At 54.5% G+C, this 15731-nt stretch carries 16 protein-coding genes; 7 read left to right on the forward strand and 9 right to left on the reverse strand.

Annotated features, from left to right (window positions below):
- Positions 1-777, reverse strand: a complete 777-nt coding sequence (gene rfbF, locus F506_RS19985) for a glucose-1-phosphate cytidylyltransferase (protein ID WP_053200337.1) — start codon at positions 775-777, stop codon at positions 1-3.
- A 96-nt stretch (positions 778-873) separates the two neighbouring features.
- On the reverse strand, positions 874-1086 hold the full coding sequence (locus tag F506_RS23325; RefSeq protein ID WP_144424119.1) for a hypothetical protein: 213 nt from the start codon (positions 1084-1086) through the stop codon (positions 874-876).
- Between F506_RS23325 and F506_RS19990 the strand changes: the two genes are divergently transcribed.
- Positions 1087-3033 (forward strand): glycosyltransferase, encoded by a 1947-nt coding sequence (locus tag F506_RS19990; RefSeq protein WP_235471255.1) that lies wholly within the window; start codon positions 1087-1089, stop codon positions 3031-3033.
- Positions 3034-3101: 68 nt separating this feature from the next.
- On the opposite strand, the gene F506_RS19995 is transcribed toward F506_RS19990, so the two are convergent.
- Positions 3102-3941, reverse strand: a complete 840-nt coding sequence (locus F506_RS19995) for a phytanoyl-CoA dioxygenase family protein (RefSeq protein ID WP_053200339.1) — start codon at positions 3939-3941, stop codon at positions 3102-3104.
- Between the two features lie 115 nt (positions 3942-4056).
- On the opposite strand from F506_RS19995, the gene F506_RS20000 reads away from it, so the two are divergent.
- The 5 genes from F506_RS20000 (at position 4057) to F506_RS20020 (ending at position 7940) form a co-directional block, all read left to right on the forward strand.
- A complete protein-coding gene (locus tag F506_RS20000; protein WP_053200340.1) occupies positions 4057-4713 on the forward strand; it encodes an acetyltransferase in 657 nt (218 codons plus the stop codon).
- A 15-nt stretch (positions 4714-4728) separates the two neighbouring features.
- On the forward strand, positions 4729-5652 hold the full coding sequence (locus F506_RS20005; protein WP_053200342.1) for a glycoside hydrolase family protein: 924 nt from the start codon (positions 4729-4731) through the stop codon (positions 5650-5652).
- 85 nt (positions 5653-5737) lie between these two features.
- Complete coding sequence (locus F506_RS20010; RefSeq protein WP_200907691.1) at positions 5738-6427, forward strand: class I SAM-dependent methyltransferase; 690 nt, start codon at positions 5738-5740, stop codon at positions 6425-6427.
- A 5-nt stretch (positions 6428-6432) separates the two neighbouring features.
- Positions 6433-7212, forward strand: a complete 780-nt coding sequence (locus F506_RS20015) for a phytanoyl-CoA dioxygenase family protein (RefSeq protein WP_053200346.1) — start codon at positions 6433-6435, stop codon at positions 7210-7212.
- Between the two features lie 2 nt (positions 7213-7214).
- Positions 7215-7940 carry a class I SAM-dependent methyltransferase gene (locus tag F506_RS20020; RefSeq protein ID WP_053201809.1) on the forward strand — a complete coding sequence of 242 codons (726 nt, stop codon included), beginning with the start codon at positions 7215-7217 and terminating at the stop codon, positions 7938-7940.
- A 40-nt stretch (positions 7941-7980) separates the two neighbouring features.
- Here F506_RS20020 and F506_RS20025 read toward each other — a convergent pair whose 3' ends face one another.
- The 6 genes from F506_RS20025 to F506_RS20050 are packed head-to-tail and all read right to left on the reverse strand — an operon-like array spanning position 7981 to position 14093.
- Positions 7981-8682, reverse strand: a complete 702-nt coding sequence (locus F506_RS20025) for a WbqC family protein (RefSeq protein ID WP_053200348.1) — start codon at positions 8680-8682, stop codon at positions 7981-7983.
- The gene (locus F506_RS20030; protein WP_053201810.1) at positions 8679-9803 is read right to left on the reverse strand and encodes a DegT/DnrJ/EryC1/StrS family aminotransferase; all 1125 of its coding nucleotides are present in this window, start codon (positions 9801-9803) and stop codon (positions 8679-8681) included. Before F506_RS20030 ends, F506_RS20025 begins: the two co-directional genes overlap by 4 nt.
- A 60-nt stretch (positions 9804-9863) precedes the next feature.
- A complete protein-coding gene (locus tag F506_RS20035) occupies positions 9864-10565 on the reverse strand; it encodes a class I SAM-dependent methyltransferase (RefSeq protein WP_053200350.1) in 702 nt (233 codons plus the stop codon).
- 58 nt (positions 10566-10623) lie between these two features.
- Positions 10624-11961 carry a glycosyltransferase gene (locus tag F506_RS20040; protein ID WP_053201811.1) on the reverse strand — a complete coding sequence of 446 codons (1338 nt, stop codon included), beginning with the start codon at positions 11959-11961 and terminating at the stop codon, positions 10624-10626.
- 5 nt (positions 11962-11966) lie between these two features.
- Complete coding sequence (locus F506_RS20045; protein ID WP_235471256.1) at positions 11967-13007, reverse strand: hypothetical protein; 1041 nt, start codon at positions 13005-13007, stop codon at positions 11967-11969.
- Between the two features lie 27 nt (positions 13008-13034).
- Entirely contained in the window at positions 13035-14093 is a 1059-nt protein-coding gene (locus tag F506_RS20050; RefSeq protein WP_053200352.1) for a glycosyltransferase family 4 protein, read from the reverse strand.
- Between the two features lie 251 nt (positions 14094-14344).
- Between F506_RS20050 and glmU the strand changes: the two genes are divergently transcribed.
- Positions 14345-15703: a bifunctional UDP-N-acetylglucosamine diphosphorylase/glucosamine-1-phosphate N-acetyltransferase GlmU gene (gene glmU / locus F506_RS20055; protein ID WP_053200354.1), complete on the forward strand. Its 1359-nt coding sequence runs from the start codon at positions 14345-14347 to the stop codon at positions 15701-15703.
- Positions 15704-15731: the final 28 nt, after the last annotated feature.

The following is a 15731-nucleotide window of genomic DNA, read 5'->3' on the forward strand; positions in this document are numbered from 1 at the left end:
TCACGCCCACTTTTTCCATTGCGCCGCGTCGCTGTCCCACAGCTGATTGAGCTGGATCTTGTCGCGCAAGGTGTCCATGCACTTCCAGAATCCGTGATGCTGCCAGTTCAGCAGCATGCCGTCGCGGGCAATGTTTTCCAGCGGTGCGCGCTCGAAGATGGTGGCTTCGCCGTCTTGCAGGTAGTCGAACACGCCGGCGCGGCACACCATGAAGCCGCCATTGATCCAGCCCAGGTCGCCGGGCGGTTTTTCGCGAAAGTCGTTGATGTAGCCTTTTTCATCGGTGTTGACCATGCCGAAACGCGCTTCCGGCTGCACAGTGGTCATCGTGACCAGCGCCTTGTGGCTGTCGTGATGAGCGACCAGCGCCTTGATGTCGACGTCGGCCACGCCGTCGCCGTAGGTCAGCATGAAATCTTCATCACCCAGGTAATCGCGCGCCGCCAGCAAGCGGCCGCCGGTTTGGGTGTGCAGGCCGGTCTCGAGCAGCGTGATCTTCCACGGCTCGGACTTGTTGCGATGCACCTCGACCTTGTTGTCGACCAGGTCGATCGTGACGTCGCCCTGATGCAGGAAATAGTTGGCGAAGTATTCCTTGATCAGGAAGCCCTTGTAGCCGAGCAGGATCACGAATTCGTTGAAACCGAAGTGCGAATAGCTCTTCATGATGTGCCACAGGATGGGCTTGCCGCCGATTTCCACCATCGGCTTCGGACGCACATCGGTTTCTTCGCCGAGACGTGTGCCCAGGCCACCCGCAAGAATGACGACTTTCAATTTCCGCTCCCTCAACTGAATCGGCACTATCGGCGACGGTACGCCGCTCGCGCAATTTGACGCCGAAATTACCTTTGAATATGCATTTTCTGGTGGCTATGTTACCTGTTTTGCCATGGCGACATCCCAAGGACTGCGCGGTTTATCGACGCCAATTTGGCTTTTTAGGAATTCACCTGAGCCATCAATAAGCCGATTTAGGCCTTTTTTTGCTGTGATCTTTGAATTTAAGGCAAAAAATACGCTGATATACTCGATCGGAACCGCCAGCCACGCTTCGCGAGCACCTACCGAGAATACGATTGCCACATGAGACACGACTTGTTTGCCCGGCTGCATTCCCCCTATTACATCTATAGCCCGGCGTTTCCGGCAAACTCCGGCGGCGGCAAAGCGTTGCATTACCTTTGCCACGCGCTCAATCTCGCCGGCGAAGAGGCTTATGTTACCGATGCCAGCCTGAACAGCCTGCATGCCCCACGGTTGACACAGGACATCATTAACGAACACATCAAAAACGGTCGCAATCCGATCGTGATCTATCCGGAAGTCATCAGCGGCAATCCGCTGAGCGCCCCCAATGTCGTTCGTTATCTGCTCAATACGCCGGGCGCCCTGAGCAAAGAAGCACTGAACTGGGGTACCGGCGACCTGATCTATGCGCACCGGGAAGAACTGATCCCGGACGCCATGAGCGCCGGCGTGTTATCGACGCCTTTGGTCAATGACGCCGTATTTCACGACGAACCAAGCGACAAGCCGCGCCATGGCGCGCTGGTATGGTTCAATCGCCACCTCAGCAAAGGCGGCGCGGTTGATCCGGTCACACAACATGCCACCGAGGTCTCGCTACGAGTGCCGCAACGCTCGCCCGAACAGCTGGCGTCGCTGTTTCGCCAGGCTGAACTGATGTACACCTACGAGCCTTCGACCGCTTGTTACGAAGCCATCTTGTGCGGCTGTCCGGTGGTCTACCTGCCCAATCCCACCTCACTGAGCAAACCGATGTTCGGGCTTGGGTACCTGAACGGCGCAGGCTCGGCCTGGGGCAACTCCACCGAACAGATCGCCCATGCCAAAGCGACCGTCGGACAGGCGCCGGCCATTTATCAGCGACTGACCGAAAATTTCTGGACGCAACTGGATGCGTTTGTCGACGCGACGCAAAAGCACTTCAATCCGGTAACGGCGGCGACAGTACCTGCGCCTGCTCCTGCACGTAAAGCACTGCCGGCGCGCCGCAAGAAGCGCCTGCTTGTCTACTCGGTCGAATCGACCTGGAGCCCTTGTCCACAGATTCGCCTGATTCGACCCTTTGCGCATTTGCAAGACGATTGGGAACTGGTCTGGGGCATCCGCGACGGCAAGCTGCAGACCGACGCCATTGCAGAAGCCGACCTGATACTCCTGCATCGCTTTACACCGGGGCTATTGCCGATTGAATCGCTGCAAGCCATTTTTGCGTTGGGCAAACCGGTCATTTACGAATCCGATGATTTGCTTAACGACATTCCGCATGACCACCCCGAAGCCGCTGCCGGCGCCAGTTGGAAAGCCGGCATCGAATACACGGTAAAGCACGCTAAAGCGGTGGTGGTGTCGACACAGTTCCTGGCCGAGAAATACAGACCGCTTAATCCGAACGTGCATATCCTGCCGAACTTCATCGACTACGACATGTTTTACCGGCCGGTGCCGCAGCGGCGTGACGGCAACATCACCATCGGCCTGCTGGGTTCGTCGATACAACCGTCCAACTTTGCATTGGTGGACAAGGCGCTGCGCACGCTGGTGGAACAGTACGGCGCGCGCTTGCACATCTACTTCGTCGGCTGGGAGTGCCCCAAAGGCTGGGAAAATCACCCGCAAACGACCTTCCTGTCCTTCGTCCACGAGTACGTCAACTATGCCGCCCAGCTCAAGGAGTGGAACTGGGATATTGCACTGATTCCGCTGGCCTCCGACGAATACAACCAGTGCAAGAGCTATATCAAGTGGCTGGACTATTCCGCAGCGGGTATCGCGTCCATCTTCAGCGACGTTTCGGTCTACAACCAGGTGGTGACGCACGATCATACCGGCCTGCTGATGCCGAATTCGGATCAGGCTTGGCTGGAGGCCATCACCTTGCTGATTGAATCGCCGGAAAAGCGCCATGCGTTGGCGCAGGCCGGGCAAGCTGCGGTAAAAGCGGACTATGACTTACGCGAAAAATCAGCCTTGTATGATCAGGTCTACGACCTGCTGTGTTCTTGAGGCTTGTCACCACCACTAACCACTAGCGCGTTGAATGCAGCATCCGGCAAATACCGAATGCCGCCCCATCATTTCACCTGAAACACATCCTGAACGCGCTGCTGCGATGGAAAATTCTCGGTGATGAACCCGCGATGCAGCGACTTAGATTGCGTAAACGGGTATTCACGCTCAACAAAGGACGCCTCGCTGGCATTTTCGTAGCGGCCGCTGACGGAAATACGCATGCGATCATCTCCCTTGCGTGAACTGCGATGGACGGTAAAGTTGGACATCAGGCAGACCCCGCCTTTACGGACGCGCACCGGTTCGAAATCACCTTCGGAAAAATGCTTTTCGTCGACCCGAAAAATGTTTTCTTCCTGAACCCCGCTCGCCAGCCCCTTCAGATGACTTCCCGGCACAACCTCCATGGTAAAAAGATTGGCGTCGATATCCATGAAGGGAATCCAGGTGGTGACGGTATCGAGGCTACCCTGTACCGAAGTCCAATCCTGATGCACATCAAAGCCCTGATAGCCGCCGGGGATCACAAGTTGCCTGGACATCAGGTGCAGTACCGGCGTGGTCTGGAACAACGGCGTCGTGACACCCAGATCTTCGACCGCGCTGCGCAAGCGCTCTTCCGTCATCAGACGATAGACCCCGTACAGCTTGGAGCACATGCGCAAAGTCGCCAGATATAGCTGGACATCCGCGCCCAATAGCGTCGCCATGTTCTTGTGCAGGGCATCGAGCGTGGCGCCCGGCTCTACCGCCAGATTACGACGCTCCAGCTGCTGAACGAAAGACAGATTGAAGTGACGCAGCGTCTCGTCAAGGAGCGCCACGTCGAAAATATCTTCTGCTTCCAAATAACCGTTTTCTTTATAAAAACGGATTTGATCCCGATCAAGAATCTTGCCCATAAGCTAAATTTCCTTTGCCAATACCCGAATGAGAGCCTGTTTTTCGTGCAATATATACCTTATGCCCTATTTGTGATTCTGGTCTAATTCATATTGAGAAACTCTGGAGACTACAATGCAAAAAGTTATCCTTTTCGGCATTTTGGATACGGCTCAGCTGGCGCACTATTATCTGAAAAAAGATCCGACCATTGAAGTCGTCGGCTTTACCGTGCATGAGCAGTATGTCCCGGAGAGCAAATTTTTCGAAGGCTTGCCGGTTGTTCCGTATGAATCCGTCACCAGCTATTTTCCTCCTTCCGAATATAAGTTGTTCGTTCCGATGACCGGACGAAAAATGAATCGCCTGCGGGAATCGATTTATCTGGAAGGCAAGGAAAAAGGCTACAGTTTCTATTCGTACGTCAGTCCGCACGCCACCGTCAACGACAACCAAATCGGCGAAAACTGCTTCATTCTCGAAGACAATACGCTACAGCCATTTACAAAAATCGGCAACAACGTCGTCATGTGGAGCGGCAATCACATCGGCCATCACGGCGAGATCAAAGACCACGTATTTTTCACTTCGCATGTCGTCTTGTCGGGTCACTGCACCGTGCACTCCTATTCATGGTTCGGCGTCAACGCCACGATCACCAATAACTGCACGATTGCGGAAGGCACATGCGTGGCGATGGGCGCTCTGATCTCCAAGAACACGCAAGAGTGGCAGCTGTACATCGGGTCTCCAGCACGGGCGGCGAAGAGCAGCCAGGAACTGGACTTTTAAATTTTTAGGAAAAACATGGCTTGGAAGAAGCTCGGCAGAATTTTTGACCCCGACAAGGAATGGGTCGGATCACATGCCCAGGTACCGACAACACTCGTGCTTGACGATCTAGTCCGCGTCTTCATCTCCACCCGGAACGCGGCCGGCAAGAGCCTGTGCTATGCCGTGGATCTCGACAAGAACGATCCCGGCAAAATCATTGCCCGTCATTCGGAACCCTGCCTCGGCTTCGGCAAACCGGGGACCTTTGACGACGACGGCGTCATGCCCAGCTATGCGCTCCAAAAAGACGGCAAGACTTATCTGTACTACAGCGGCTGGAACCAGCGCCTGACGGTGCCGTATCACAATTCCATGGGCGTGGCGGTATCAGACGACAACGGCTTGCATTTCAAGAAGTTGTTCGAAGGCCCGATCATGGACAGAACAGCAACGGAGCCCTATGTTGCCGTCACGCCGACCATTCTGTTCGATGATGGCCTGTGGAAGATGTGGTACGTCTCCGGCGTCAGCTGGCTGCAAGTGGATGGAAAATATGAACCGCTGTATGTCATCAAATATGCCGAATCGCAAGACGGTTACAATTTCACGCGCTATCCGGAGCACTGCCTGACGTCCCGCTTCGAGACGGAAGCCTTCTCACGTCCTTGCGTCATCAAGGAAGACGGCATCTTCAAAATGTGGTTCTGCTCCCGCGCATCGCAGGACTACCGCAACGGCGCCGGCTCCTACCGGATCCGCTATGCCGAATCCGTCGACGGCAAGACCTGGACACGCTACGATGACGACGGCATCCCGCCATCACCCGAAGGTTGGGACTCTCTCATGACCTGCTATCCTTTCATTTTCAAGGCAGCAGACAAGAAATACATGTTGTACAACGGAAACCGGTTTGGCACGACAGGATTCGGCTTAGCCCTTTGGAGCAATGATGAGTAATCAAAACAATATTCAGGACGACGTTTACAAACTCGAATCAACAGCCTCGGATGCGCAATTCGCCTTCCGTGAAAAGTTGTTGGAGATGTATCAAAAAAGTCCGTTGTCGCAAGAAGATCTGCTCTTCAATGTCGGCCTGTACACCCGCAGCTCAGTACTGGTGAAGTTCATCGTGCTCAACGACCTGTACAAGCGTTTCAAGCATATTCCCGGGATGCTCGTGGAATTTGGCACCTGGTACGGCCACAATCTGGTCCTGCTGGAAAACCTGCGCGCCATTTACGAGCCCTTCAACAAGCAGCGCCAGATCGTCGGCTTCGATACTTTTGAAGGCTATTCCAAACCGAGCGACAAGGATCGGCAGGAAAGCGGCGTCTGGGTTGAGAATTCCTATTCGACTCAGGCCAGCTACAAGGATTACCTGAATGAGTTGCTGCAAGTTCATGAAGGCAACAACGTCATTGGTCACAAGCGCGGTGTCCACTCGTTGGTTGCCGGCGACGTCACCAGGACTGCTCCGGACTTTTTTGCCAATAATGCATCGAGCATCATCGCCTTCGCCTACTTCGACATGGGCCTGTACGAGCCGACTTTAGCGGCGCTCAAGGCAATCAAGCCGCATCTGGTTTCCGGCAGCATTTTGCTCATGGACGAACTGACCTGGCCCGAATCCCCAGGCGAGGCACTGGCATTCAAGGAAGTCTTCAAGACCAGTGAATACTCTCTTGAGAAGTGCGAGTTGTATCCGTCCAAGTGCATCGTGACCATCAAGTAATCAATATGATTTCGACTCAGGATTACGATGTACTGATGGAAGAAAAAGGATGGATCGTTTTCGAAAACGCCATCCCCGCCGATATCATTTCCCGCATGCGCGAGGACATTCATCCCGCGTATGAAATCTGCCGCGAATACCAGATCAAGAATGGGATCGATCAGGACACCAGCTTTACGGTGCATCACCTGATCGGACAATTTGAAAGCTATCTCGATTGCCTGAAGGCGTATCCCATTTACGACTTCATCGAGCGCTACTTCGGCGGCAAGTTCATTCTTAATTCCTACGGCGGCGCTATCAACACGCGTGCTTCAGTGTCGTACGCGCAGCGTGTGCATCGCGATATCCGCTCGTATTCCGGAGCGATCCCGCTATTGCTCAATACGCTGGTGATGCTTGACGACTTCACTCCGCACAATGGATCCACATGGATGCTCTCCGGCTCTCACAAGAGCGAAGCCAAACCCAGCGACGAGTACTTCAAAGAGCATGCGGAACAGGCGCTCGGTTCGGCCGGTAGCATCCTGATGTTCAACTCCAACGTCTGGCATGCCGGCGGCAATAATGAAACAGATCAGCTGCGCCGCTCGGTGACACCGATGTTTTCGAAGCCGTTCATGAAACAGCAGTTCGATTATCCGCGCGCCCTCGGCTATGACAAAGGCGACAGCTACGACGAGAACTTGCGCCAGATTCTTGGCTACAACTCACGTGTTCCCGCAACGCTGGACGAATGGTATCAACCGCCGGCAAAGCGGATGTATCGCCCCAATCAAGGATGAACATGGCTCGCGATCTGAACACTGAGTATCAGGATACCGAAAATCGTCTGTACGCCTACGATTTCGACTACATCCACCGTAACTACATGATCAAGGCTTTGTCCTGTTATTTCCGGCCAGGCAATGTCCTGGAAATGGGTTGCTATCACGGCGAATTCACCAAGAAGCTGCAACCATTCTTTCAGGACATTACGGTTATCGAGGGTTCTTCCGACCTGATCGATATTGCACGGAAAAATGTCGGTGGCAACGTCGACTTCATCCTCAGCCGTTTTGAAGAAGCTGCCCCGGCCAAACGATTTGATAATATTTTTTTGGTGCACACGCTCGAACATTTGAGCGATCCCCAGTTGGTGCTGAAGAAAATTCGTGAATGGCTGACCCCGTCAGGCCGGTTGTTTATCGTCGTGCCGAACGCCAATGCAGCATCACGTCAAATTGCCGTCAACATGGGACTCATCGATTTCAATGCGGCGGTCACAGAGGGCGAGAAAAATCATGGCCATCGGGTAACTTACAGCCTTGACACACTGGAGCATGAAGCACTGCAAGCCGGCTTTCAGGTGGAACAACGCGGTGGCATCCTGTTCAAACCACTGGCCAATTTCCAGTTTGATTCCGCCTATCGCGCAGGCATTATCAATGATGCCTTTTTCGACGGATGCTATAAGCTGGGAATGAAGTATCCGGATCTGACGGCAAGTGTTTTTGTGGTCTGCACCGGCTGAGCCACAGCCGCCGCCACTCCAGATTCTGCGACAGGTCGTCTCAGACGTAGTCGTAAGCGTCCAGATGCGACCTGATTTGTTTCGGCCCCACTTCCATCAACGCATCGATGATCGAAAGATAGGGTGTGAATCCGGAACCTCGCTGAGGATAGGGCAAAGGTCGCATCGCGATGAAACGCAAGTCGATGCCGACCTGGGAGAATGAAGCGGCATCATACAATTCTTTTCCACCTTGTGCATTGATGTAGACGTCGGCCTGTTCTCGCCGGGCGATGTCGATGATTCGCTCCTGCGCGGCCAGTTGACTGTTGGCATAGTCGCGACTGGTCACGACAAACTCCGTCTCGATCTCCATGAAGCTCGCCATCGTCTGCAGATGATGCGCGAGGTAGTCGGCCAGATTGCTGCGCTCATAAGTCAGGACACCTTCGATGACCGGAAAGACGTCATTGAAGTAAGGTGCTTTTTTATAAGTCACTTCGACCATGCGCAGCATTTTCTTAAGCCACTCAGCGGTCGGTGCAATGTCGATATCGCAGATCTTCTTGTTCTGCGAAGCCTGGCGCAACGGTAAAGTGATCAATGTCGGCTCACCGTTGATGAGCAAGCGATTGCGATTGATCCATCCACGGTTGATGTAATTCACATCGTCATAGATGACAAAACGATCGGCAGCCTGGATTAACTGCCAGTAACCGATATAAGGGAAAAAATAAGGCTGCATGATCGCCAGCCGTGTCATGCGCGCCCGGCCTCCGAGATCGCCGCGATAACCGTATCCACCTGCTCTTCCGACAAACCCGGATAAATGGGGAGACAGATCACCTGATTCGCAACTCGGGTCGCTACCGGCAAGTTCGCAGCATCGGCAGATGGGAGCTCACAATACACGGGAGAATTCGAGATCAATGGATAGAAATAGCGGCGCGTATAAATGCCCTTGTCTTGCAAGTGCTGAAACAAGGCATCTCGCGACAATGGATAAGCCTCGTCGATAAGAATCGGGAAATACGCATAGTTGGCGGTACTTTCGTTGAGGCCCTCGATACAAGTCACGCCAGGAATAGCAGCCAGCTTTTGCCGGTATCGTTGATCTATCACCTGCCGCTGTTGTAGCGCCGACCCGATGTCCTTCAGTTGCAGCAGGCCAAAGGCTGCATGGATTTCACTCAGCTTGCCGTTTGTTCCCAATAAGGCGACCGTACTGCCATCTCGTTCGAAACCGAAATTCTTCAATTGATCAATGCGTTGCTTGGTTTCTTTGTCGTGACTGACAATCGCCCCTCCTTCGAAGGTGTTGAAGACTTTCGTGGCATGAAAGCTCAGGACCGACAAGTCGCCGTACTTGAGGATGCTGCCCTGTGCATCTTGTACGCCAAAGGCATGAGCGGCATCGTAAATTACCTTCAGGCCATGTTTGTCGGCGATTGTTCGAATTGCGTGGACATCGCAAGGGTGCCCGTAGCAGTGGACCGGCATGATCGCCTTGGTCGCAGGCGTAATTGCAGCTTCAATACGCGCAGGATCGAGATTGAGCGTCTGCGGATCGATATCGACAAATACCGGCTTCAGCTGGTTCCATAACAACGAATGTGTTGTCGCGATAAAGGAATACGGCGTGGTAATCACTTCACCGTCGATGTCCGCCGCCTGCAACGCTGTGAGTAACGCCTGCGTGCCGTTGCCAAACAAGGAAATATGCGCGACCCCCAGAAAGTCACACAGCGCTGCTTCCAGACGTTGATGGTAAGGCCCACCGTTGGTGAGGATCCGGGCATCCCAAATTTCCTGCAAATAGGGAATGAATTCCTCCAACGGTGGCAACACCGGGCGGGTTACAAATATCGGTTCCTTATCGCTCATATGCTTCATATGCCTTACGACCAACCTGGCCTCATCCTGCGACATCACCATGCCGAGGTTTTATTTTTTCTGACAAACGAACACGAAATATTCAAGCGGCAAGCCGAAACAATCATCGGATATCTTGGCCCTTGAGAAATTGGTGAAATGCGCACCGAACAATTCTTCAATATGCTCAAACGAATTGAAACGATACATCAAAGTACCTTTCAGCAGCCCGTTTCCCCATTTGTTTTCCGGAGGATTGACCTCAATCCGGTTGCCGCCCAAATCTTCACAACCGATGAGGGAATAGCAGTTACTGGTTGGCACTGAACATACCATATAGCCACCGGATTTCAGCGTGCGGGCGTATTCGGCAATATGATCTTCGATATCCGAGGCTCTGTTATCCAGGTAATAGATTGCGTTCCAGGAAAGAAGATAGTCAAAGAAATCAGATTCAAACGGGATGTTAACGTTGGTCCCTGACTTAATCTCACTGCGAATCTGGAACGGATGATCCTGCAATTTTTGCTGTGTTATCTGCGCTGTTTTTTCAGTGACTTCGGTACCAAATAACTGAAAACCCAGTTTATGCAGTAACACCGAGTTACGGCCATCGCCACAGGAAACATCACAGATCTTCTTGCCGCGATAGTTCTTGTCAATCCTCAGATTTGGATAACCACCGACAAACGATCTCAAAACATATTCATTGGGAAAAAGCAACGAACTCAGTTCGCTGTAGTAATTTTCCCAAGCGTCAAATTTTTCTTGCATCACCGACTCCGTTCATTAAATTTATTGCCAGACGACTGGACGTCGGCGGGTGCCGGCGTTACGGCGTCTTGTTGAACTCATGTCGCGTCCAGAATCCACGCATGATTTCCCAGCATCGATCCGACTCTGCCTGCGCAATGTTGGCGGAGACAACCTGCCCTTGCTCTTCGTGAATACGGAAATAGCTCAACGCTTCCGTGAGATAAATCGTATTGCCGCGCAAAGCAAGATTGACGTAAATCGCAACGTCGGAAGCCCATGAGATTTCCTGTCCATCAACGGACATGAAATCAGGCTTGACCTCGTCGAGTTCGGACTTCCTGAACATCACCGTGCTCGGCTCACCGACAAAATTGATTTTGGTCGACAACAGGGCCGTTCCCAGAGAGAGGCCGTCGATAATGGAATCGACTGAAACCGGCAACTGTGTCGCAGTGATGTCGCCAAGGAAATTCCCAAGCTTGTCGATCCGTTGCCGCTTAGATGTCAACAAGGTGATATCAGGGTGCTCGGCAAATGCCGTGACCATACGCTGCACGCAATTGGGCGCAAGCAAGTCGTCGTCATTGAGGAATTTGACGAACTCCCCTTTGGCCTCACTCAGGCAAAGACAATGATTGGATCTACCAATGTCCTGACCGGCTTTGGGATTGCGCAAGTAGCGAATACGCGTGTCTTTTTCACCGTATTCACGTGTGATGACTTCAATCGCATCGTTAGGGCAGTCATCGCTGACCACGATCTCGATGTTCTGATACGTCTGGGCCAGCGCACTTTCCAGGGCCAGCTTGAAATAGGTCGCCTTATAAGCCGGCATGACAATACTGACCAACGGATTGGCGTCGCTGCTCAATTGCCGCAACGGCTTGCGGAATTCAACGATCAGCTGAGACGACTCGCGATATTCTCGGTTGTTCATCATCGGATCGCTGCTAATGCCGTACTGGCAGCGACCAACCAGTTCAAGGCCTATCATTTTTCCGATGCGAATCAATTCTTCTTCGTCATAAATCCACTGATGTCCCCACCAGCGCATCGCGATATTCAAGCGCTCACAGCGGCTCGCCGTCCATGGCATGCCGAAGCGAGCCCAATCAGGATGTACGCGGTTGTTGACGTAATCGCCGATCATGTATTCCAGATCCGGCATGGCAATGCGCACCAGTCCGCCCGGTTTGAGAACCCGACGGCATTCATGCAACAGACGAATCCCTTGATTCTGCGCTACGTGCTCAAAAAAATGCTCGCTGTAGATACCTGTTACCGTCCCTTGCTCCCATGGCAGAGGCTTGGTCAGATCCAGGTGCATGTCTGCGCCAGGAGAATCCAGGTCGATGTTGACGAAGCCTTGGAATTTCTTGTCTCCGCAACCAAGATGAAGGTAAATGGGGTCCATGGTCGTCATTTGGAGAGGGGAGTAGTTTTAAGGAAGCCGCCGCCCGTCGCGGGTGCAGGAGCAACTGGTGCTGCAACCGGTGCCGCAGGTGCAGCCGCGAGGGACAAAGCCGCACCGGGGCTGGCATTCACCGCCGGGGCCACGGCACCGGCAATACCGAAACCAAACTCGTCATAGCCGTGTCGCGGCGTGAGATTCACATTCTCGAACACCAGGACATCACCAATGAGCTTGTCATCATAATATTCTCCCTCGAATAGCCCGGGGAAACGCAGCAGGGAGATGACTACCTTTTCCAATGGACCTGGGCCCAGATAATAGGCACCGCCGGCGGCCCAGGCGCGCAAGACAGGACGTCCATACACACGACGATTGAGGTCGTGGTCGTTACACAATCCCCAGTGATAACACCGGTCATGATCCAGACTGGATACCGGCACCCCGGCATAGGCATTTTCGCGCATCAGTTGCGTCAGACTCTGCCGCAGTTTGGCGGCATCGTGCAAACTCATTTCATCGTCGACCTTCATGACACCGACGTTATTGCCGATGTTCTCATAAACCCATGCCAGCGCAGCCACCACTTTTTGCGGAGTTGACTCATAACTGTCGGATACGTCGACCTGCAACGCGCGCACATGTCCGATTGACGGTGTATCGGCGCCGCTGATGATCATGTATTCAATATTGCTGCGATCAAACTGCGCCGCCAGACTTAAGGCCTTCGCCTCGTTGCGCTTGCTGGTAATGATCATCACCAGATTCTTGATGCCTGACGTCTTTTTGACCATCTCCTTGTAGTCGCCAAGGATGTCGTTGTTGTAAGGCGTCGTCGCGATCGCCGCCTTCAGATGCCACAAGGCCGCACTCTGATTTCCGCGCTCGCGCTCTACCTGAAACCGCAAGTAGTCCAGCGTCCATTTGTAGTTCGATGGGATATGTAAAAATTCCGATTCAAGCCGATCGCATTCTTTCAGAACGCTGTCCCAGGTGAGCGGCGATATCGGCATCTGCAGCAAAGTTGTCAGACGTGCATTGAAGTTCATCTTCAAGTCCAATTTGGGTGAAATGGTTCAGTAACCGAGTTTCTTGATTTCGGATTCGGTCTGCGTGCGATACACCAGACGTTCGAATTCTTCGGTCCAGTCGCTTGCCAGATTTTTCAGCAGCAAGCTTTTGCCGGCTTTGGTGACGGACTTGCGCAAGGTGTCGCTGGCGAGCATCAACCGCAGGTTGGAAGCCAGAATTTCGACATTGCCGACCGGATGCATCATTGCATTGCGCCCGTGACGCAGGCCGATGTGACGATAGGTTTCCAGGTCGGACAGGCAGACCGGCACTTCCAGCTCAAAGGCTTCCCAGATCGTCAGCGGCTGCGACTCACTGTCGCTGGCGAGCACGAATACGTCGGCCGACGCCATGTACGACAACGCCACTTCGTTGGGCAATTCGCCCAGCATGCGATAGCGATCGGGGAAGGCATCCACCAGTTTCTGAGCGCCGGGAGGCAACTGCAGATATTTCCCGATAAAGATGCATTCGATCTGATTGCGCAGATCGGCTTCAAGACTGTCGATCGCGTTGATGGTATCGGCCATGCGCTTGCGCGGCTCAACGGTGCCGATGCAAAGAACGCGTTTTTTTTGCGCGGGCTTCGGCGCCGGCTCGAAATCCTGCAGGCGGTAAATGGCATCGTTCCAGAACGGCAGCACGTGCACCTTGGCCGGGCTGTCGAACAGGAAGCTGCCGTATACCAGCCGCTGAAATTCGGTCTGCATCACAATGTGCGACGCATGCTTGAAGCCATCGGCCAGTTGCGGAAAACGCAATAGCATGTCGCGCCCGATTTCAGCCTCGTGCACCCACCAGATCACCGGGACTTTCGGAGCGGCTGCCGCCACATGGGCGCCGGACAGGATCGTATTCGAAATCAACAGGTCGATGGCGTCGGCCTGAATATCCTTGACGATGGGAATGCCGAGGGCTTCGAAATATTTTTTGATCTCGCCATCGCCTTCAATACGCGACATGACCGAGACTTCATGGTTTTGCACCAGTCGTTCCGCCAGACGCAGCATGGCGATGCTCGCGCCGGTGGTGTAAAACTCGTCATTCAAAAGGAGAATCTTCATGCACTGCCTTCAAAAACTGTCTCTGTGTCGATCTGATGCCGCCGTTTTTGTCTTTTTGCGTTTTCATGAGCGAACGGCGCCCACCCCAGCAAGGGGCAGCTTTAACCAGTTGCCATCTTAATGCCGACTTGAGCAGTCAAAACGCCGAGAAAGCGCACAATTAGCCCTCAACTTTGCATATGAACAAGATTCCCGACCATCCTGTACGCCAGCCCCATGCTACACTTTCGCCTTATTTTTCCACACCACTCATGAACATCGTCATCCTCGCCGCCGGCATGGGAAAGCGCATGCAATCCGCGCTGCCGAAAGTCCTGCACCCGCTCGCCGGCAAATCCTTGCTGGGCCATGTCGTCGACACCGCCAAGACACTGTCGCCGACGCAACTGTGCGTGGTCTACGGCCACGGCGGTGACGCGGTTCCATCGAGCTTCGCCGACGCCGGACTCTCCTTTGCCCGCCAGGAACCGCAACTCGGCACCGGCCATGCAGTGGCGCAGGCGCTGCCTTTTCTGGATGACGACGCACCCACGCTGGTGCTGTACGGCGATGTGCCGCTGACTACCCCGGCCACGCTGCAACGCCTGATGGCCGCCGCCGGCAACGACAAGCTGGCGGTGCTGACGATCACCGTGCCGGATCCGACCGGCTACGGCCGCATTGTCCGGGAGCACGGCAAGATCACGCGCATCGTCGAACAAAAGGATGCCAGCGAAGCCGAGCGCACCATCTGCGAAATCAATACCGGCATCATCGCCGCCCCGACCGCCAGGCTGCGTACCTGGCTGGCCGCACTGTCCAACGACAACGCCCAGGGCGAGTACTACCTCACTGATGTCATCGCTGCGGCGGTGGCCGACGGCGTCGACGTCGTCTCGGCCAACCCGGCCGATGTGACGGAGACGCTTGGCGTCAACAGCAAGGTGCAACTGGCCGAGCTTGAGCGCGCCTACCAGCGCCGCGTCGCCAACGCGCTGCTGGAACAGGGCGTCACGCTGCTCGACCCGGCCCGGCTGGACGTACGCGGCACGCTGTCCTGCGGTCGCGATGTCAGCATCGACGTGAACTGCATCTTTGAAGGCAAGGTCGACATCGATGACGGCGCCGTCATCGGCGCCAACTGCATCGTCAAGGACGCGCGCATCGGCAAGGGCGCCCAGATCAAACCGTTCTCGCACATCGACGGCGCCGTGGTCGGCGCGTCGGCCCAGGTCGGCCCGTACGCGCGCCTGCGTCCGGGCGCCGAACTCGGCGAAGAAGTGCACATCGGCAATTTCGTGGAAGTGAAGAAGAGCCGCATCGCCGCACGCAGCAAGGCCAATCACCTGGCCTATATCGGCGACGCCGTGATCGGCTCGGGCGTCAATGTCGGCGCGGGCGTGATCACCTGCAACTACGACGGCGTCAACAAGTTTGAAACCGTCATCGAAGACGACGCCTTCATCGGCAGCGACAGCCAGCTGGTCGCCCCGGTGCGCGTGGGCAAAGGCGCCACCATCGGCGCCGGCACCACACTGACCAAGGATGCGCCGGCAGGCCAGCTGACGCTGTCGCGCGCCAAACAACTCTCCCTGCCGGGCTGGACGCGTCCGGTCAAGATCAAGAAGTAATCAGAAAAGCACGCCGCCCGGATCGCTC

The organism is Herbaspirillum hiltneri N3 (assembly GCF_001267925.1).
In the GTDB taxonomy this organism is placed as follows: Bacteria; Pseudomonadota; Gammaproteobacteria; order Burkholderiales; family Burkholderiaceae_D; genus Herbaspirillum; species Herbaspirillum hiltneri.